The sequence below is a fragment of the Nonomuraea sp. NPDC005650 genome, assembly GCF_040605375.1.
Lineage (GTDB): Bacteria > Actinomycetota > Actinomycetes > Streptosporangiales > Streptosporangiaceae > Nonomuraea.
This window is the reverse complement of sequence record NZ_JBEXCR010000024.1, coordinates 107,654-127,887: the sequence shown is the minus strand read 5'-3', so window position 1 is coordinate 127,887 and position 20,234 is coordinate 107,654. Positions and strand designations below refer to the sequence as shown.

At 73.2% G+C, this 20,234-nt stretch carries 9 protein-coding genes; 8 read left to right on the top strand and 1 reads right to left on the bottom strand.

Going from position 1 to position 20,234, the window contains the following annotated elements:
- The first annotated feature begins 443 nt into the window (after positions 1 to 443).
- On the top strand, positions 444 to 1,826 hold the full coding sequence (locus ABZS69_RS36880) for an AMP-binding protein (RefSeq protein ID WP_355380226.1): 1,383 nt from the start codon (positions 444 to 446) through the stop codon (positions 1,824 to 1,826).
- Positions 1,823 to 2,782 (top strand): hypothetical protein, encoded by a 960-nt coding sequence (locus ABZS69_RS36875; protein ID WP_355380224.1) that lies wholly within the window; start codon positions 1,823 to 1,825, stop codon positions 2,780 to 2,782. The genes ABZS69_RS36880 and ABZS69_RS36875 overlap by 4 nt, the downstream gene beginning before the upstream one ends.
- Positions 2,783 to 2,888: 106 nt before the next feature.
- On the opposite strand, the gene ABZS69_RS36870 is transcribed toward ABZS69_RS36875, so the two are convergent.
- On the bottom strand, positions 2,889 to 5,822 hold the full coding sequence (locus ABZS69_RS36870) for a BTAD domain-containing putative transcriptional regulator (protein ID WP_355380222.1): 2,934 nt from the start codon (positions 5,820 to 5,822) through the stop codon (positions 2,889 to 2,891).
- A gap of 122 nt (positions 5,823 to 5,944) precedes the next feature.
- Between ABZS69_RS36870 and ABZS69_RS36865 the strand changes: the two genes are divergently transcribed.
- From ABZS69_RS36865 to ABZS69_RS36840, 6 genes are all read left to right on the top strand, one after another.
- Positions 5,945 to 7,744 carry a glycoside hydrolase family 15 protein gene (locus tag ABZS69_RS36865; protein ID WP_355380220.1) on the top strand — a complete coding sequence of 600 codons (1,800 nt, stop codon included), beginning with the start codon at positions 5,945 to 5,947 and terminating at the stop codon, positions 7,742 to 7,744.
- Between the two features lie 27 nt (positions 7,745 to 7,771).
- A complete protein-coding gene (locus tag ABZS69_RS36860; RefSeq protein ID WP_355380218.1) occupies positions 7,772 to 8,665 on the top strand; it encodes an SseB family protein in 894 nt (297 codons plus the stop codon).
- Positions 8,662 to 9,066: a hypothetical protein gene (locus ABZS69_RS36855; protein WP_355380216.1), complete on the top strand. Its 405-nt coding sequence runs from the start codon at positions 8,662 to 8,664 to the stop codon at positions 9,064 to 9,066. Before ABZS69_RS36860 ends, ABZS69_RS36855 begins: the two co-directional genes overlap by 4 nt.
- A gap of 102 nt (positions 9,067 to 9,168) precedes the next feature.
- Positions 9,169 to 9,573: a YbaB/EbfC family nucleoid-associated protein gene (locus ABZS69_RS36850; RefSeq protein WP_355380213.1), complete on the top strand. Its 405-nt coding sequence runs from the start codon at positions 9,169 to 9,171 to the stop codon at positions 9,571 to 9,573.
- Positions 9,570 to 9,914, top strand: coding sequence for a hypothetical protein (locus ABZS69_RS36845; protein WP_355380211.1), 345 nt, complete (start codon positions 9,570 to 9,572; stop codon positions 9,912 to 9,914). Before ABZS69_RS36850 ends, ABZS69_RS36845 begins: the two co-directional genes overlap by 4 nt.
- A gap of 10 nt (positions 9,915 to 9,924) precedes the next feature.
- Positions 9,925 to 20,214 (top strand): hypothetical protein, encoded by a 10,290-nt coding sequence (locus ABZS69_RS36840; RefSeq protein WP_355380209.1) that lies wholly within the window; start codon positions 9,925 to 9,927, stop codon positions 20,212 to 20,214.
- The last annotated feature ends 20 nt before the right edge of the window (positions 20,215 to 20,234 follow it).

The following is a 20,234-nucleotide window of genomic DNA, read 5'->3' as shown; positions in this document are numbered from 1 at the left end:
CCAGCCCCGAGACCAGCGAGACCGCAAGCCCCACCCCACAGAAACCCACACGAAGCCGACTTCCACCAGGACCCCGGCGGGCGCGGCCGACACCGGGGGCGGTGGTGAGGCGGGGCCCGACGGGCGGGCGCTGGTCGCGCTGGGCTCCCTGCTCGTCCTCACCTCCGCCGCCACCGGCCTGGTCCTGCGGCGGCGCAGGCATGTAGCGGGTTTGTAGCGGCCCTGTAGGACCCGGCCTGATCGTTTACGGCAGAGGGGCGCAAGAGGCCCCTCGTCCCGAACAACGAGGGAGAGTCCCATGGTCAAGACCGTTCGCCGGTACGCCAAGTACGCCATCAGCACGCTGTCGACCGCGGTTTTCGTCCTCAACGGCTGACACCCGGGTGTCCCCCGGGCACTCCCGGCCTGGGGGACACTGCACCATCGCGACAGGAGGGTGAGGCGTGTTCGGCACAGCGGTGCGGCAACTGGGCTACGCGTGGACGATGCTGTCCGGCCGCAGGTTCCGGATCAAGGACGTGCGGGCGCTGGTGGAGGACACGCGGGCGACCATGGAGGCGTTCGGATCGCCCGGGGAGGGCTCCGACGACATGCTGGCCGCCGCCGACCCGGAGATCCAGGAGGACCTCACGAAGCGGCGCCTGCGCCGCACGATCAAGCACGCCCGCGCGGAGGTCCCGTACTACCGCGGCCTGGAGTCGGACGACCTGGCCGCCGTCCCGCCCACCCCGAAGCAGGCACTGCGCGGCATGTCCGCCGCGTTCGTCTCCGACCTGGCCCGTCCCGCCGTGCTCGCGCACACGACCGGCACGACCGGCAGCCCCACGCTCGTGTGGTTCTCCGCGTACGAGATCGAGCTGATGTCGTCCATGGCCGCGCTCGCCGCCATGCTGAACGGGGGCCTGCGCTCCGAGCATCTGTGGGCCAACGCCATCAGCTCCCGTTCCATCGCCCAGATCGTGGCCGAGCGGGCGGTGCCGATGACGGGCGCGGGCTTCGTGCACCTCGGCATGATCGACCCGCGCGCCACCCTCGACCGGCTGGCCACTCCCATGCACGTCCCCGGCAAGCAGCCCCTGATCACACACCTGAACGTGACCGCCTCCTACCTGGCCGCGCTGGTGCAGGAGGCCGAGCGCGGCGGCTGGAGCCCGCGCGACTTCGGGCTGGTCGAGGTGACCTCCGGCGGCGAGGTGCTCACCGACGCGCTGCGCCTGCGCGCCGAGGAGGCCCTGGGGGCCAGTGTCTACGACGGCTACTCCATGACCGAGATCGCACCCGTCACCGGCCGGGTCTGCGCCGACGGCCACCTGCACCTGCCCTCCGACCAGGGGCTGGTCGAGGTGCTCGACCCGGTCACCATGGAGCCCGCCGGGCCGGACTCGCTCGGCGTCCTGGTCGTCACCCCGTACTCCACCTTCCGCGACACCACGCTGCTGCTCCGGTACGTCACCGGCGACCTGGTCAGAACCCTGCCCGAGCCGCCCACGTGCGCGCTGGCGGCGATCCCGGCGACCTCCCGCGTCCTGGGACGCGCCGTGGACGGCGAGGTGACCACCCGTGACGTGCTGGACCTGCTGCAGGCCGAGCACGCGCTGCCGCTGCCGAGCAGGTTCGCGATCGAGGACGGGATTCTGCACGTGGTGTCGGGCAAGGACGACCCGGCGCTGCTCGGCCGGCTGGAGGAGCGGGCCGCCGGGACGAGGCTCAAGGGCATCGTGCTGGTCGAGAGCCCCGACGACCTGCCGCACCCCTGCCAAGTCCGGGCGGACCTGATCGAGCAGAGCTTCGAGCACGCCGCGCACCTCCCGATCGGAGTCCGATGACCGCGCACGTCCTAGGCCTGCACGCGCTCATCGCGCTGACCGTCGCGCTGGCGGCGCTGTTCCTGTCCCGGTACGAGATTCCGCGCCCGCCGGTCGGCAAGTTCGTCGGGTCCGACATCGCCGTCATGATCGTGGCGCTGATCGCGATGCCCTTCGCGTACCTGCACATCCCCGTCGGCATCGTCGTGACGGTCTTCGGCGTCGTGGTGTTCACGATCACGCAGCTCACCCTGGCGCCGGTGCTCGGCGGGCGGGCGGCGGCGATCGCGGCGGGGCTGCTGTGCGGCGGCGACGTGGCCGCGTACTTCGCCGGCTGGGAGCCCGCCGTCCTCGTGCTGAACGACGTGGCGGTGGTCCTGCTCGTCGTCGGCGTGGTCAACCTCTGGGTCCAGACGGCCGTCACCCCGGCCCAGGTGGCCGCCCTGGCCGCCGCTCTGACCTGCTACGACACGTTCGCCACCGGGCTCAGCTCGCTCACTCTCGACTTCGTGGCGCGGCTGGACGGGCTGCCGTTCGCGCCGGTGCTGGCCACCCGCTACGGCGCCGACGCCTCGCTCGTCGGGCTGGGCGACTGCCTCATGCTCACGCTGTGGCCGCTGGTGGCGTACAAGAGGTACGGCAGGCGCGCCGGCTGGCTGGCCGCCGGGATCGACGCCGCGCTCCTGGCCGCCGCGGCCACGGCCTTCCTGGCCGGGAGCGGCGCGATCCCGCTGCTGACCACGCTCGGCCCGCTCATCGTCGCGCAGTGGCTCTTCTGGCGCACCCGCCCCGTCCCGGCGCCGTCGCGACCCCTGGTGGAGCGGGCGCTGGGCGAGGCGATCCCTCCGGGCGTGTGGGTGGCGCTGGCCGACGGCGACCTCGCGGGCGAGGGCCCCACGCCGGGAAGCGCCCGGCGGGCGGCCCGGCAGGCGGGCGTCGAGACCGTCCCCGTGGTGCGGCACCGCCCGGCGGAATGAGGCCACCGCCCGGCGGGATGAGGCCGCACGCCCAAGCCCGAGCCCGGGTCCGTCAGCCCAAGCCCGAGCCCGGGTCCGTCAGCCCGAGTCCGTCACCCCGGGTCCGTCAGCCCTGGTCCGCGCCCAGAAGCGCCTCGACCTGGGCCCGTTCCGGGCCGCTCTCGAACAGCTCGGCCGACTCGCGCCACACCGCCGCCGCGCACGGGTGCTCGCCCAGCTCGGCGTACGCGCGGCCGAGCTCCCTGAGCACGCGGGCCCGCCAGGTCGGCGGCCCGCCCGGCCCGAGCCCGTCGCGGGCGGTGACCAGCAGGCCGAGCGACTCCGCGGCGCGCCCCTGCCGCAGCCGCACCTCACCCAGCGCGTACGTGGCCAGCGCCTCCCCCAGCCCGTCCCCGCACTCGCGGAAGAGCGACCTGGCCCGGTCGAGCGCCTCCACGGCCTCGTCGAACCGCCCGAGCGCCCCCAGCGCCTCCCCGAGCCTGCGCAGCCCCTTGCTGGCCGCGACGCGATCCCCGATCAGCTCGCTGACCACCAAGCTCTCCCGGTAGCACCGCACGGCCTCGGCCACCTCGCCGCGCAGGTAGCAGGCGGTGCCCAGGGCCCGCAGCAGGTCGCCGCGCGCCCGCCGGTCGTCCCCCGCCTTGGCCAGCCGCTCCTGGCAGAGCCGCACCGCCTCGCCGTACCGGCCCAGCTCCATGTGGATGTAGACGGGCCACGTCCAGGCGTAGTCGAGCCCGCCCTCGTCGCCCAGCTCCTCCAGCAGGGCGATAGCCCGGTACGCGTCCTCCAGCCCCTCCTCGAACAGCCCGGTCCCGTGGAGGCAGGCCACCCGGTTGATCAGCGCGTACGCGGCCCCGTGCGAGTCCCCGATCCGCAAACAATCCCGATATATCCGCTGGAAGTGCTCCCCCGCCGACGGGTAGGCCCCGCGCGCCAGCGGCACCGCGGCCAGCAGGAGCTCGGCCCGCAACGCGATCCGCTCGCTCGGCGCCGCCGCGATCACCATCCGCTGCAGCCGCTCCACGTCGTCGAAGAACCCCTCCAGGTTCAGGTACGCCGACAGATGGTGCGCCAGCTCGGCCGCCTCCTCCGCCATCCCCAGCTCGACGGCCGCCGACACGCTGTGGACGAGCGTCCTGCGCTCCGCGGCCAGCCACGCGATCCCGACCCCGTCGCCCACCTCAGCCGGCGCCTCAGCCTGGGGGTAGGGCGGCGCCGTCGGAATGGGCAGGTCGCTGGTCGCCGCCCTGAGCCGGCGCAGGCACTCCAGCACGTGCCGGGCCAGCGCCGCCCGCTGCTCCGCCGGGTCGTCCTCCACCCGGGCCCGCTCTTCGGCGTACACGCGTAACAGGTCGTGCAGCCGGTAACGCGGCTGCCCGGCCCCGTCGACCTCGCCCGAGTCGAGCATCCCCCTGGCGACCAGCGTCTCCAGCGCCGCGTCCGCCTCCAGCCCGGTCGAGCCGAGCAGCGCCGCCGCCGACCACTCGGCGATGCTCCCCAGGTCGGCCAGCCCGAGCAGCCTGAATGCGCGCCGCGCCGGCTCCGGCAGGGCCGCGTAGCTCTCCCCGAACGTGCCCCGCACGTCCAGCCCGCCCACGATCAGCTCGTCGAGCCGCCGGTCCTCCAGCCTGCTGGCGAACACGCCGACCGGCCAGGAGGGGCGGATCGCCAGCCGCGCGCCCGCCACCCTGATCGCCAGCGGCAGCAACCCGCAGGCCTTGAGGATCGCCCGCGCCGCCTCCGGCGCCGCGCGGAAGCGCGCCCCACCCGCCACCTGCTCCAGCAGCAGCCGGGCGTCGTGCTCGCCGGGCAGATCGAGCTGCAGCCGGGTGGCCCCCTCCAGGGCGGGCAGCCGCGACCTGGACGTCACCAGCACGCAGCTCCGCGCGGTGCCCGGCAGCAGGTGGCGCACCTGCGTCTCGTCCTGGGCGTCGTCGAGCACGATGAGCACGCCCAGGTCGGCCAGGCGCTGCCGCAGCAGGCTCGCCCGCTCCTCCAGCGGCCCCGGGACCAGCGTGCCGTCCACGCCCAGCGACCGCAGCAGCTCGCCGAGCAGGTCTTCGGGGCGGCGCGGGCCGGCGGCGTCCCGGCCCAGCCGCAGGAAGACCTGGCCGTCGGGGTAGTCGGCGCGTAACAGGTGAGCGGCGTGCACGGTGAGCGTGGTCTTGCCCACCCCGGGCAGCCCCGACACGACCACGATGGGCGGCGACATCCGGTCCGGCCGGGCCCGCGCGGCGGGGAGCAGCGCGTCCAGCTCGGCCTTGCGGCCCACGAAGTCGGAGGTGTCGGCGGGCAGCTGGCACAGCGGCGCGCGGTGGGAGACGGTGGCGCTCGGCGCGGGGTCGCCGGCCAGCAGGGCGGCGTGCAGGTCGGCCAGCTCGCGGCCCGGCTCGATGCCGAGCTCGTTGCTGAGCACCGCGCGGGCCTGGCGGAAGGCGTCGAGCGCCTCGCTGCGCCGGCCGCTCCTGTGCAGGGCCAGCATGAGCTGCGCCCACAGCCGCTCCCGCAGCGGGTGGGCGGCCACCAGCGTGCGCAGCTCGGCCACCAGGTCTTCGCCGCCGAGCTCCAGCCGGACGTCGATCCACTCGGACCTGGCCAGGAGGAGCTGCTCCTCCAGCTCGGCGATCCTGGGCTCCATCGCGCTGCCGAGCCGGCCGTCCTCCGCGGGCCGGCCCCGCCACAGGGACACCGCCGCCTTGTAGGCCTGCTCCGCGGCCTGGTGCTCGCCCGACTGCCGCGCGCGCCGCGCCCGGCGTACGGCCTCCTCGAACGCGAGCAGGTCGAGTTGGTCGGGCGCCAGCTCGCACGCGTACCCGGAGGACTCCGTGCGCAGGTGGAGCGTGGTGCCGCCGATGACGCGGCGCAGCTGTGAGACGTACGTCTGGAGGTTCGCCACGGCCGAGCGCGGCGGGTCGTCCCACACGGCAGCGACCAAGCGCTCGGTCGAAACGACGACGTTGGGGTGGAGGAGCAGGACGCTGAGGACCGCGCGCTGCTTGGCGCTCAGCCGAACCGGCTCTTCTGCGCCTTGAACGCGCAAGGATCCCAGAATCGAGAAATCCATCGTGGCAGTCTCCCCGAGGCCGTCCGGACCCACGAGGCAGTACATCCCTTGCCGGATGTTTTGGCAACTGCCGACCTTGACGGGTCTAGTTTGATGTCATGGGATATCTGCCGATCGGCGAACATGGGCTGATCGGCGACCTGCGGACGGTCGCCCTGGTCGGCACGGACGGCACGATCGACTGGTACTGCTGCCCGCGCTTCGACGCGCCCAGCGTGTTCGGCTCGATCCTGGACGCCGAGCGGGGCGGGTGTTTCGAGCTGGCCGCCGACCTCGACATCCGGACCAAGCAGTTCTACATCCCCGACACGAACGTGCTGGTCACCCGCTTCTTCGCGGACGAGGGCGTGGCCGAGGTCCAGGACTTCATGCCGGTCGTCGAGGAGGAGACGCATGAGGCCGACCGGCACCGGCTGATCAGGCGGCTGGTGTGCGTGCGCGGCTCGCTGCCGTTCCGCGTGCTGGTCGCGCCCCGGTTCGACTACGCCGCGCAGGAGCACACCGTGCGGATGCACGACGGGCTGGCCACGTTCGAGTCATCCGAGCTCTCCTTGACCTTGACCTCGACCGTGCCGCTGGAGAGCGACGGGCGCGACGTGCGGGCGCGGTTCACCCTCTCCGAGGGCGAGCAGGCCGTCTTCGCCCTCGACCGGGCGGGCGCGGGGCTCGGCCCGAAGTCGTGCGCGCTCGCCGAGGCCGAGCAGGAGCTGGCCGACACGGTGCGGTTCTGGCGGTCGTGGCTGTCCGGCTCCCGTTATCGCGGCAGGTGGCGGGAGATGGTGCACCGCTCGGCGCTGACGCTGAAGCTGCTCACGTACGCGCCGACCGGCGGCATCGTCGCGGCGCCCACCACGAGCCTGCCGGAGCAGATCGGCGGCCCGCGCAACTGGGACTACCGCTACGTGTGGGTGCGCGACGCGGCCTTCTGCGTGTACGCGCTGCTCAGGCTGGGCTTCACCGAAGAGGCCGAGGCGTTCATGAACTTCCTGTCGGAGCACGTCACGCTCGGCCGCGGCGACCACTCGGGCCCGCTGCAGATCATGTACGGCATCGACGGCCGCGTCGAGTTCCCTGAGCGCGAGCTCCCCCACCTGGAGGGCTACCGCGGATCGGCCCCGGTACGCGTGGGCAACGCCGCCGCCGGCCAGCTCCAGATGGACATCTACGGCGCGCTCATCGACTCCGTCTACCTGTACGACAAATGGGGCAAGCCCATCTCCAGCGACCGCTGGGACGAGCTGTGCACGCTGGTCGACTGGGTCTCCGCAAACTGGGACCAGCCGGACGAAGGCATCTGGGAGACCCGCGGCGGGCGCAAGGACTTCGTCTATTCGAGGCTCATGTGCTGGGTGGCCATCGAGCGGGCCATGCGCATGGCCATCCACCGCGGGCTCCCGGCCGACATACCGCGCTGGCGCGAGGCCCGCGACGGCATCTACCGCCAGATCATGCGGCACGGCTACTCGTCCACGCTCAACGCCTTCGTCCAGCACTTCGGCGAGGACGTGCTGGACGCGTCGGTGCTGATGATGCCCCTGGCCAAGTTCGTCTCGCCCATGGACCCGAAATGGCTGTCCACGCTGGACGCCCTCGCCGAGGAGCTGGTCTCCGACTCGCTGGTGTACCGCTACGACCCCGAGGTCAGCCCCGACGGGATGCAGGGCTCGGAGGGCACGTTCTCGATCTGCACGTTCTGGTACGTCGAGGCGCTGGCCAGGGCGGGCCGGGTGGAGGAGGCCCGCCGGGTCTTCGACAACATCCTCAGCTACGCCAACCACCTGGGCCTGTACGCCGAAGAGATCGGCCGCTCCGGGGAGCAGCTCGGCAACTTCCCCCAGGCGTTCACCCACCTGGCGCTGATCAGCGCCGCCTTCAATCTCGATCACGCCCTGGGTTGACGCGTTCCATTCCGGCAAACTGTCCGGATGACGTCGAGCGATCACGAACCGGCCACGCCGTTCGAGGAGCGGTTGTGGGCGGCGCACCGGGACGGGGAGGACGCGCTGTGCCTGAGCCTGCTCCGCGACGCGGACCTGGCGCTGCCGATCACCGTCGCCGCGGCGGACGGGACCGAGGCTCCGGCGTGGGCGACCGCCACCGATTCCGAAGAGCGGACGTGGCTGCTCGCCTACACCTCCGTGGAGGCGATGCGGCTGGCCACCGGGGGCGTGGCCACGCACTGCCGGGTCCTGTCGCCGGTCGAGCTGGCGGCCGGCTGGCCGGACCCGCGATGGGGGCTGGCGATCAATCCGGGGCTGACGGCCGCCTTCATGCTGGAGCCCGGAACGGTGGCCAGGCTGGCGGTGCCCACGCTGGCCCAGGACCTCATGCTCGATCCCGGCTCCGGGGTGCCGGCGGTCCAGAAGCTGCTGTCGCCCTCGGACGTCCATGACCTGCTGACCGGGGGCGAGCCGCGCGTCTCCGGCTACTGCCATCACGCCCTGGACGTCTCGCACATCGCGACGCCCGTCGTGCTCGCCGAGGCGCTGGGACAGCCGGACCTGTTGACCGAGAACGGCTCGCTGAACATCCTGCGCTGGCGCCCCGTGGGCCTGGCCGGCTACCGCACCCCCTACGGCGGGACGGACGAGGAGGGCAGGGCCGCGGTGGCGGGCTGGGTGGTCGAGGAGCCGCCGTTCGTGGGGATGGGCCTGGTGCCGAACGTGGATCAGGTCATCCGCGAGTACAAGGTGTACGGCGTGGGCCTGCCGCACGGCTCGGAGATCTGGGAGCTCACCTCCAGGGGGACGGAGCACCGGCGGGCGATCTACCACGGCGATCTGAGGCGGTGGCTGCTGGTCGGGAGGCGAACGGGATGAGCTGGCACTTCTACCGGGCCCGCTGGCAGGGGGCGGACTACGTGGCCAGCCCCGAGCCGCACTCCCTGGAGCTGTGGATACGGCTGCGCAGCACCGAGCCGGCGGACGGGTTCGAGGAGGTCGAGCCCGGTTGCCACGTGCGCCCGGTGCCCGCGTCCGAGTGCGCGGCCCTGCACTTCGTGACGACGGTCTGCACCTGGCGGGGCGAGCGGTTCCACGTGCACGACGAGCGTGACGGACGGTTGCTGCTCGAATACCTGGGCGGATCCGCGCCCGCGGCGGTGGAGCTCGGGCTGGAGCGCGTCGAGCGAGGTGTGTACCGCCTCTGGGTGCCCCGGGCCGAGATCGCGGATCTCCATGAGCATTCCGAACCACTAAATGTCGGGAAACAACACTTTTGAACACACTCTTGTCTCATGGTGTTCATGTGACGGAAACTAACTAGAAACGTGGAAGGTTCGTAAGAGGATTTCCGGTGGGTGGCTTGGCTTCAGGGGGGTGTCATGGAGTCGTTCGACCAGCCAGATTCGGCGGCGATGAGGGCATACGCCGACGAGCTGCGCGACATGTTCCGGCAGATCCAGGACGGGGGCATGGAGTTGCATGCCCAGGCCAGAGCGGTCCAGATCACCGAGAAGTCCCGCGACGGCCTGGTGTCGGTGACGGTCGGACCGCGCGGCGAGCTCATCGGGCTCGACCTGGATCCGCGCATCTACCGGCGGCCTGAGGCCCGGCAGCTCGCCGACACGATCGTCGAGACGGCCCAGCGGGCGGCGGCGAGCGCCAGGGAGCGCGTCACGGAGATCCTCGAACAGGTGATCCCCCGAGGGGAGCTTGAGGCGCACCTCGACGGAGACGTCGAAAGCGCTCTGACCCAGCTGGCCGAGCGGATGGAGGGCGAACGATGAGGCTCTGGGACGGCACGCAGATCGTCAAGCCGACCGTGGACCGTGGACTCTCCGAGTGGTCCTCGATGGCCGAAGACCTCGAGAGAGAGTCCTCGAAGCTGGTCGCCCAGGTCCAGGAGGCGCTCGCCGCCGCCCCGTGGGGTTCGGGCGCCGAGGGGGAGGCGTTCAGGCAGGCCCACTTCCGCAACGACGGCCCGAACCAGATGCTCAGCCAGTGCACCCAGCTGGCCGGGGAGATCACCGACGCGGGGTGCAGAGTGCGTACGGCCGTCGACAACACGCTGAAGACGGATCTCGACATCAAGCACGACCTCGCGGCCGGGCTGGTGCGGGAAATCTGAGGCCCGACACGTGACGGTCAACGCCGATACCGGCGTCCACGGCTCAGGCAGCCAGAACGGCGGCGGCCAGGCCGCCCAGCAGCCCGCGGTCCGCATCCACAGCGACGTCCTCCCCGCGTGGGAGACCGAAAAGCTGCCCGACTGGGTCGTCTACTGGCTGATCCCGCTGCTGTCGGCCGGGCAGACCTGGCCGGGCGCCAGCGAGAGCGGGCTGTCCAAGCTGTCGGAGGCGTACGACAACCTGGCCGAAGGCTCGATCAAGTCCGCGCCGACCGCCGGCTCGGCCGCGCGCGTCCTGTTGACCGGGTGGGTCTCGCCCGCGACCGCGAACTTCATCACCAGGACCAAATTCCTGTACGGCCACGAGGGCGGGCTGGCCGGAGTGTCCGGGAACGCGCGGGCCTACTCGCAGCAGGCCAGCAACTTCGCCGTCGAGACGCAGTACTCCAAGCTCTCCGTCAACGTGGCCTTCTGGGTGACGGTCGTCGCCATCGCGATCGCCCTCTTCGTGGCCTTCTTCACCGCGGGCTCCTCCACCGCGATCATCGGGCCGTACGCGGCGGGGGCCCGCGCGGCCATCACGCGCATCCTGGTCAGGCTCATGACCCTGGGCGGCCGGGAGCTGGGCGTTGCGCAGCTGGCCAGGGTCACCGCGCTCAGCGGCGCCACCGGGCGCGGCCTCATCGCCAGGCTGCTGGCCTCACCGATCGGGCGGGAGCTCATCGAGGAGATCGGCGAGGAGTTCTTCATCGACGCGGCCGCCCAGTACCAGCAGCTCAACCTGGGCACCGTGCAGGACTGGAACACGGACAAGTCCGCCGCCTCGATCATCGGCGCGGGCGGCGGCGCGCTGTTCGGCACGGCGCTGGCCGGGCCCATGTCCCACATCACCAACCACGTGCCGGGCTTCGCGGGCCGCGCGCTGACCACGGGCGCGACCAACACGATCGCCTCCCCGGCCGGCAGCTTCATCGCCAACGGCGTGGTCTACGACCAGTGGCAGAACCCGTTCACGGCCGACTCCATGCTGGGCGGCTTCATGGGCGGCGCCGGACGTACCGGGACGATCAGCCCGTTCAATCCCGAGGTCTACACCGCGCTGGCCCACCCGGTCACCTCGCTCGCCTCCGCGTACGACCTCGCGGCGCACACCGACGCCGCCCGCGCGGCGGGGGGCAATCCACCCGGGGGCCCGCCGGACGGGAACACGTCGGGTGGCGGCCCCGCCAACGGCGGCCCCCAGCCCGGCGTGCCCGGAGCCGTGCGCCAGCCCGAACCCGTGGTGCCCGCCACCGTGCGGTCGGGCGGGTCGGCGACCGCTCCGGCGAGCCCGAGGGCCGACGCGCCGTCGACCCCGAGGGCCGACAACGGCCAGAACGGCGACGGCCGGCGCGCCCCCGCCACGCCGGACCTGGACCCGGCCTCGAACAGGCGGGGCTCCAGGGACGCGGACCAGGCGGCGCCCGACGAGGACGACACCACGCCGCAGCCCGCCGACGACGCGGCCCCGGGCCCGGACGCCGCCTCCGGAACGGCCGAGCACCCCTCGCCCACGGGCCAGACCCCGGACGGCACGACCACACCTGACGGCACGCCCGACGCCTCCGCCACGCCCAACGGGACGCCTGACGCCTCCGCCACACCCGACGGCACCACCACGCCTGACGCCTCCGCCGCACCCGACGCCGACCCGGCCCAGCCCGACAACAACCCCGCCCAACCCGACAACAACCCCGCCCAGCCGGACGGCCAGGCGGTGCCGGACGCCCAGGCCGCGACCGGCCCGGCGGGGCCCGCCGCCGACGGCTCCGGGCACCCGGTCACCACCCTCGACGGCTCGGCCCCGGCCACCCAGCCCATGCCCGCCGCCGTCCGAGCCCGTACGGCGCTGATCGGCGCGCTCACCACGAACTTCCCGGACGCGGTGGTCGGCCCGGCGGGCGAGCTCCTCATCGTCTCCCCCGCGGGCGTGCACGTGATCTCCGCGGCCACCATGAGCCGCATCCGCTCCGCGCTGGACACCCGGGCCGAGGAAGTGCCGGACCTCTCGGACCTGCAGGCCGAGGCCGCCGCCATGCTGACGGTCGCCCAGGCCGGGGAGCCGGCCGCCCCCGCTCCGGCCCCGGTCCCCGACGACGGCCCCGCCGCACCGGCGCACACGAGCAAGCCGGGGACGGTCACGTCGAGGCCGGTCCCCGGCACCAGGTACGTCCCCAACGGCCGCCAGGGGCCCGACGTGAGCTTCGACGAGGTGCACGACGCGGTCGCCGAGTTACTCGCGAGCCACTTCCTCAACCAGGGCGTGACGGGCTTCAGCTGGTCGCAGGACGGCCAGACGCTGGCGGTCCACACGGAGACCGACGGCACCCACTACTTCCGCCCCGTCATCGGCGGCCTGTCCCCGGACCTGATGGGCGAGACCCAGGTCAGGACGGGCCGGAGCGAGGACGACGCCCATCTGGTCCACTTCGGCCCGCGCGTCGCCACCGACCAGCTGCCCAGGGTCTGGCTGCACGAGATCACCGACACCCTGCAGCACCTGCAATCGGCCGGCGAGGGCAGGCGGCGGGGCATCCTGCCGCGCAGGAACGCCGAGGCCAAGCAGGACGCGTGCGTGCCGGCCCGGCTCAACGAGCTGGCGTACCTGGCCGACAAGTGGCACCGGGCCCAGACACTCCAGGAGAAGCGGCTCCTCGCCGTCGACATCGACGGTGTGGCCCGCGAGCTGCGCGAACGCGGCCACACTCCGCCCGTGCCGCCGTGGGCGCCCACCCAGGACACCCGGCAGTCCCTCGCGCCTCCCTTACTCGGGGCGAACGCGACCGCGGAGGACGTGCAGGCCGTCATCGACGCCCTCGTCCAGGCCGAGCAGTCGCTCAAGATCCAGATCCGGTCGAAGACGGAGAGCGCCGAAGAGGCCCGTAAGAAGGCACGCCAGGCCACGCGGGAGGCACGCAAGGCGCTGAAGCAGCACGATCAGGGCCGCTTCGAGCGGGCGCGCAAGGCGCGGCAGGAGAACCGCGTGCACCGCGCCACGCAGGCCCGGCACACCAGGATCGCGCAGGCGTACGCCCCCGCCCTGGCGCGGGCGGAGCAGACGAGGAAGGCCTACGAGCAGGTGCTGTCGGCGATGCGCCTGGCAGGCAGGCCCGCCCAGGCCGGCGAGGTCCCCATGGCCTCCATCGCCCGATCGCTGGCGGACAAGGCCGCGCGGCGCCACCGGGGCTATCTGGACGCGCTGTCACAGGCGCTGCCGCAGCAGGACAGCCTGTCCACGGCCATGCCGGCGAGCTCGCTCGCCCATCACACCGCTCTCACCGAGGCCGTCAACAACCTCCTGGAACGCCACAAGGTCGGCCACCGGTTCAGCCCGGACGAGCTGGAGCGCGCCCTGCGCTCCGACTTCCACAAGCTCGTCTCCCCCGACGGCGTCGTGCTGCGGGTGGGCCGCGGCAGCACGGCGGCGGAGGTGCGGGTCAGGCTCTCCCTCGCCGACCTCGTCGAAGTGCTCGACCCGGGCGTCAAGGCTTCGGAGATCATGGTGGGCCTGTTCTTCCAGGCAGCTCGTACGGTCACCGCCACCGAGTCCGGCAGCGGCGGGCTGCCCCTGGGCTTCAACACGGCCGTCCTGGCGCAGATGCTGCCGGAGGGCGAGTGGGCCAGGACGCTGACCGAGATGCTCGGGGTCAGCGTCGGGGTCGTGGCCGGCCGCAACTGGTCGGCGACGGGCGGCGCGGGGATGTACGCGCAGGGCGGCTCCGTCTCCGACAACCGGAGCGAGTCGCTGCTGTTCGACGCCGCCGCGACGTGGACCGTCGAGATCCGCACGCGCAAGACGGACGGCTGGCAGGACGCCACCGTCGTGAACTCCGGCGCACCCGGCGACGCCGCCGGGCAACGACTGTGGGTCTCGCACTCCTTCACCGACCAGGCGCCGCGGAAGCTGGCCTGGATCGACGACGCCAAGCGCGACCCCAAGCTCCCCAACCACGTCGTCACCAGCATGACCGGCCTGGAGGAGGCGCTGGGCACGATCGCGGCGACCCTGGGCGGGCAGTACGACCAGGTCGGCGCCGTCCCCCATGACCAGCTGCGGACCTTCGTGACCGAGGAACTGCCCCACCGGCTCCGCGACGCGGTCAACGGGGACCTGGAGCGCGTCTTCACCAGGAACGGCCGGCCGCACGCGAGGGTACGCGCCGAGACCCGGGTCGTGCTGGTGCCCAGCGAGCCGCTCGGCGGGGCGAGCGCCGAGGAGTGGGAGGAGGAGGTGCTCGTCGACTTCGCCGCGACTCCGGGCGGGGCGTCGTCCGGCGGGTCGCTGGAGGCGAACGCCTCGGCCGGGCTCACCCATCCCGCGCTGCAGGAGATCAACGGACCCGGCAGCTACGAGCCCAGCATCGGGCCGCGGGTCAGGGGCTCCAGGTCGGCGTCGCGATCCTACTCGGCCACCGCCAACCAGCAGGCCATCCACCCGAGCGTGCATCGCAAGACCAGCCCCAAGCAGAGCTACCGGCTCGCGCTGGAGACCACGTTCATCGTGGAGGAGTTCGGCAAGCCGCCCGTCACGCTCCCGCCGATGCGCAGCACGGCCGTGGTCAGCATGCGGGAATCGGCCGCCTACCGCTTCGGCCTGCCCGTCGACCAAGCGGCGCTGGTGCACCACAACGGCGTGCCGCTGCTCGACGCGGACGGCAACCAGGTGCTGCGGGGCGACCCGCGTCCCGGCCCGCCCCCCGGCCGCAAGCCCGAGCTGCCCAGCTGGCTCGGCGACGGCCCGGGCCAGATGCGGGGCGCCGGCCCCGGCCTCGTCCAGGAGATCGACGGGCTGACCGAGGTCAGGCAGAAGGTGATGGACGAGCTCGCCGAGGCCGGCATCATCCCGAAGACCGTGGACGGGGTCCGGCAGTACGCGTCCAACCCGCTCGCCCGCGCGGCCCAGATCCTCAACCTGCAGGAGGTCATGGAGCAGCTGTCCGAGCACCGGATCAGGTCCGCCTACGACACCCTGGCCCAGGAGGGCATCGTCGTCGACCTGGTGACCCATGGCCTGAACGGCGCTCCTGACCACCACATGCTGCACATTTCGCTGAAGCAGGACTTCAAGAACTACCGCTACATCGGGTACACGGACTCGGAGACGGTGGTCAACCTCGACATCGGCTCCGACACCTCGGCCCGGGCCGTCAGCCAGTCCAGGACATACGGCGGCGGCGCCTCCGTCGGCGAGAGCGACGGCCCCGACCAGGGACACGACGGGCTGTCGCACGAGGTGGGCGTCAACGCCGGCGGCAGCCGCACCCGTTCGGTGGGCTCGAGCGCCGGCGGCACGGTCAACGTGGTGAGCCTGCACGAGAGCACCGGCCCGGTCGCGATCTTCTCCGTGGGACACGAGCTGAAGGTCGATCTCGTGCACAATGAGGAGACGACCACCCTGGCGTCCGGGAAGGGCACGGCCAGGCTGCTGTTCGCGGCGGACCTCCTCCCCGAGGAGAACGGCTCGGCGCCCGCGCCCATCGGCAAGGTGTCGAACAAGGTGCTGTCCAGGGCGAAGCTCCTCCACTGGGACGCGCACGGCAGCCTGCATGCCGCCGCGCAGCAGGTGCAGCCGGAGAGCATGCGCAAGGACTCGGTGGCGTACCAGATGTTCCAGGCGGTCCTGGGCGTGCGCAACATCGTCTCGCACCCCAGGATGCTGATGAGGCTGCTCACCACCGGCCTCGCCGTCCGCCCCCAGGGGACGCCCACCCAGTCGTCCATGACGGTGGCGGGCGAGGTCGGCGACGTGGAGGTGCTGGGCGTCGTCGACCACGTGAAGGGCGAGATCCTCTTCGGGCTCGGCAGCGCCGGCGTGTCCTGGGGCGGGTCGTCAGGTCACTCCGTGGGCGCCTCGACGAGCGTCTCCGACCTCGACGACGGCGGCACGTCGAGCGACGGCGGCTCCCTCTCGCTGCCCTCCCGGTCGGGAGGCACCTCCGTCTCCACCTCGGAGCTCGACATCTGGGGCGACGAGGGGCTCTCGATCGACTTCGGCCGCCAGATCCTGCTGCGGGCCCCCGTGGACCTCACGGTCACCGGCTCGGCGAGCGCGGCGCACGCGGTGCCGCTGGCGGGCCGGATCCCGGTCGGCGAGAACGGCACGGCCACGGCACAGGGCACCGCGCTGTTCATGCTCTCCGAGGACGACGCGCTGGTGATGTACGCCGACGGCGACCTCCCGCTGCCGGGCCCCGTGGTGGGCGACGCCATCGAGCGGTTCCTCAACGGCAGCATGAAGCTCGACCAGAGCGTCGCCGTACCCCTGGTCCAGCGCTACCTCGTTGACCTCGCCAGCGCGCGCGCCGCCGGCGAGGACGTGGGGTATGCCGCGCGGCACACCCCCCAGGCCCTGCTGCAGAAGATCCAGGAGCTGACGGGCCTCGGCCCGGCGGCCACCACGGCCCATCAGGGGAACGAGGAGCAGCAGCTCGACCAGACGCTGAGCGAGGCGGCGGACCTGCTCGACCGCTCCAGGGACGTCGTGCTGGCGCCGCCGTACGACGGGACGGTGGGCCTGGGCACGGTGGAATCGTTCACCCTGATCGACGAGCAGGGCAATACCGTCGACACGATGCAGGCGGCGCTGGACGCCGTGCGCGCCGCCTACCCCGAGGCCGTGGACGGGAGCCCGACCCTGGTCGACGAGCTGAGCGTCGACTTCTCCAACGACGCCGTGACGATCCACGTCAACGACATGTGGTCGAGACAGGGCTACGAGAAGAGCTACCACGTCCAGGTCGGCGCGCAGACCGCGCAGGCCGAGGAGGTGACGGTCACGGCCCGGCTGGTGCCCAAGAACCCGGGGGACTCCCGCCTGGCCCGGTTCCTCACACACACCTCGCAGGCCGGTGTCATCAGGCAGCGCTACCGCTACACCGACCTGTCGCACTCCGAGTCGTACAACGGCTCCTACTCTGCGGGGCTGGATCAGAGCAGCGCGAACAACGGCGACGGCCACGGCGTCGGCGTGTCGACGGACCGGGGCCGCTCGTACTCGGGCTCCACCAACCGGCAGGGGACACGGCTGCAGCGGATGGCCATGTTCAACGGCATGAACCGGGTCGAGCAGGAGATGACGCTGGTCATCGAGGTCACGCGCAGGCCGGTGCGCGCGGGCAGGCTCCGCTCCGCGGCCCGCCGGGCCGCGGACGCGCTCCGGCGCATTCTCCGCGTCGCGCCCGCGGTCAAATACCGCGCCGTGCTCGTACGGCGCATCCCGACCGGCATGATCCGGCCCGCCGCCGAGGATCCGGGGCCGGTCACCCTCACGCTCGACCCCCGGCTGGTCGAGCTGCGTCCCGGTTTCTTCCCGGACAGGGTGCGCGAGCACGCCGACAAGCCCCTCCTCTTCGACGTCGTCATCGCGCAGTTCGCGAAGATGCTGGGTGCCGCCACGGTCGCGGAGCGCCGGGCCGAGCTGGTCAAGCGGCTGTCCCCCGACGCCCTGCTGACCGGGTTCGAGCGGATGGCCGGGCCCGCCGGCCTCGTCATCCCGCTGGCCAGGCAGAAGTTCAAGGACCAGGGCGCGCAGGCCACGATCCACGCCCGCCTGTCGGACTTCACCATCGTCGCCGGGCCGTTCGACGCGGAGAAGGGCGAGGTCGACAGGGCGGCCGACGCCCAGAACGTGACGGTGTCCCGCAGCCGCGTGCTGCCCGTCGGCGAGAGCGCCGGCATGTCGGACGCCGAGACCGGCCTCAACGGCGGTGTGCGGGCCGGCGAGCAGGCGTCCGAGAGCGTGTCGGACCATCACGGCGCGCGCCGCGAGCGCAGCAAGTTCGAGCAGGGCAAGGCGTACGTCGTCCGGCTCCGGGTGGACTACGACCTCACCTTCCAGCACGTGGCGCGGCTGCGGGACGGCAACGTGCGTCCCGTCGGCGATCCCATCCACATGACGAGCGCCACCAGCGGCGAGGTCGACGTGACGCTCTTCGAGGAGGAGATCGCGGAGCTGCGCCGCCGGGTGGAGTCGAATGTCCGGATCACGCCTACGGTCGATCCCGGATGGGCGACGTTCGCGTTCGTCGCCGGCACGGGCCGCACCGGGCTGATCCAGCTCCTGCAGGACGCCCGCCTGGCCGCCCGCGAGCTCGGCATGGTGGCCCGGGTCGCGATCCGGGAGGCGGACGGGCTCCACCGGTACCGGGCCGCCCCCGACGGCACGATCTACAGCGAGACCCCCGACGGCGGGTTCGCCGAGGCGTTCGCCACCCTTCCGCCCCCGGTCCTGGACGCCGCCGACCAGGCGGGCATCGACCTGCGCGACGTCTTCATGAACTCCGGGGAGCCCGGCACGTTCGTCCACCAGGTCAGGGTCGAGCTGTTCTCAAGGGGCATCCTCCTCGCCGACGTCGACAAGTCGGTGTGGCCCGCCGACCGGGAGGAGATGAACCCGACGACGGGCGGAAGCGTCGCCCAGGGGTTGATGCCCGGTGCCATGTCCTCCCCCGCGATCGAGGGCACGCCCTTCAGCAGGTCGGGCCGGCCCGACGGGGTCCCCGACCTGACCGTGGGCGAGCTGCGGGGCCAGGACGTCACCGTCGGCGACCTGGGCGGCGCCGCCACGAGCCTCACCTGGCGCGGCGACACGGTGACCGTCCAGGTTCCCACCGCGCCCGACCAGCACGTCCGCGTGCTGATCGAGGACCCTGGCGCGGGCAACACCGCCGCCACCGAGCTGCACGCGGGCACCGCGGACGACCCGCACATCATGCGCGTCTGGCCGCGCGTGCACCCGGACGCCGTGTCGTCGGTCCTGGTGCACGAGCTCTCGCACGTCGCGCAGGAGACGATCGCCGCGGCGTCGGGCGCGGCGCAGGGCGTGATCAGGACGTCCCTGTCGGAGCACCAGGCCGAGGGCACCGACTACTGCCTGCTCCCCCGCCTGAACGAGCACGCCCACCTGTCGCGCAGGTGGCACGCGACCTCCGACCAGGCCACGCGCTCGAACCTGGCCGACGCGATAGACGCGATCGCGGCCGACCTCGAACGCCGCGGCCACGCCCCGCCCGCACCACCGTGGGGAACGGGCCCGCGCGCGCCGGCCGCCCCGCAGCCCCAGGGCAGGCTCGCGAGGCTGCTCAGCGGGGGAACCGCGGGGCTGGACACGACGGCGGCCGGGCTCGGCCGGCTGGCGCAGGTCGCCGGCGTTCCCGCGGTGGCTCCGGCGGGGCGCGCGGGCGAGTTCACCGTGTCCACGCGGAGCGGGACCTTCACGCTGGCGCTGGCCGACGCCGCGCCGGGCGCCACGGAGGTGACGGTCGAGTCGCACGCACCGGGACGGCTGGAGCTCCGGGTTCCCACCGACGGAGGCGGCCGCGGGCTCGTCGGGGTGGCCGAGCAGGTCGCCGCGCACGCGGCCGCGCTGGACGGCCGCCCGGCGGGCCGGACGCTCGGGCCGGGGCCGACGGCACCGGGACAGGTGCTCGGGGTGGCCGACGCCGCGACGCTCGCGCGGCTGCGCGGGCTGGCCCGCGCGGCCGTCGAAGGCGGGTTGAGCGGCACGGCCGAGGTGGCGCTGCGTGCCGAGGCGGCGCGGGCGGGCCTGGCGCCCGGCCAGCCCGGGGCGGCGCCCCGGTTGCTGGCGCTGGCGCGGGCGGGCGAGCTCTCCCCCGCCGACGTCACGGCGATCCGCGGGCATGCGACGTTGCCGGAGATGGCCGCGGCCAGGGCCGTCGAGCGCGGCGCGGCCCTCATGGGCGCCCGGGTCCACGACCACGGCTCGGGCCTGCTGGACATCGTGCTCCCCGGCCGCCCGCCCATCCCCGTCGAGGTACGGCCGGCCGGCGCCCCGGAGCCGGGCCTGCTGACCGTCCAGGTGGACGGCCGCCTCACGATCGGCGCGAACGAGCGGGCCGCCGCCGCGACGGCCGCCGCCGCGGTCGCCCGTACGCTGGGCGCGACGGCCGCCGCCGACCACGCGGCCCTGGCCGAGCTGTACGAGGCCGTGCGCCAGGCGCGGGCGGCCACCGCCCGCCAGCGGCCGGCCCGGCTCGGCGTGCTCCACGACCTGCTGGCCGACGTCCGCCCCCAGGTGTGGCGGCTCGTCCCGCCGGCGCTGGCCGCCGAGCTCACCACGCTGAAGAACGGCGCGCGGCCCCGGGACTGGCCCGCGTACCTGGACCGGCTACGCGCGCTGGCCAACACGACCGGCGAGTTCCCGCCGGAAGAGGAGGGTTGCCGGTGTCCCGCGGACGGGCCGTGCGAGTGCGGCCTGCGCGTGCAGCCGGTCCAGGGCGAGGTACGCACGATCGCGGTGTGAACGGGATCGCGCGTTCCGGC

Coding starts and splice junctions, on each gene's coding strand:
- ABZS69_RS36875 (WP_355380224.1), top strand. CDS start 1,823: ATGACCGCGCACGTCCTAGGCCTGCACGCGCTCATCGCGCTGACCGTC.
- ABZS69_RS36855 (WP_355380216.1), top strand. CDS start 8,662: ATGAGCTGGCACTTCTACCGGGCCCGCTGGCAGGGGGCGGACTACGTG.
- ABZS69_RS36865 (WP_355380220.1), top strand. CDS start 5,945: ATGGGATATCTGCCGATCGGCGAACATGGGCTGATCGGCGACCTGCGG.
- ABZS69_RS36850 (WP_355380213.1), top strand. CDS start 9,169: ATGGAGTCGTTCGACCAGCCAGATTCGGCGGCGATGAGGGCATACGCC.
- ABZS69_RS36860 (WP_355380218.1), top strand. CDS start 7,772: ATGACGTCGAGCGATCACGAACCGGCCACGCCGTTCGAGGAGCGGTTG.
- ABZS69_RS36845 (WP_355380211.1), top strand. CDS start 9,570: ATGAGGCTCTGGGACGGCACGCAGATCGTCAAGCCGACCGTGGACCGT.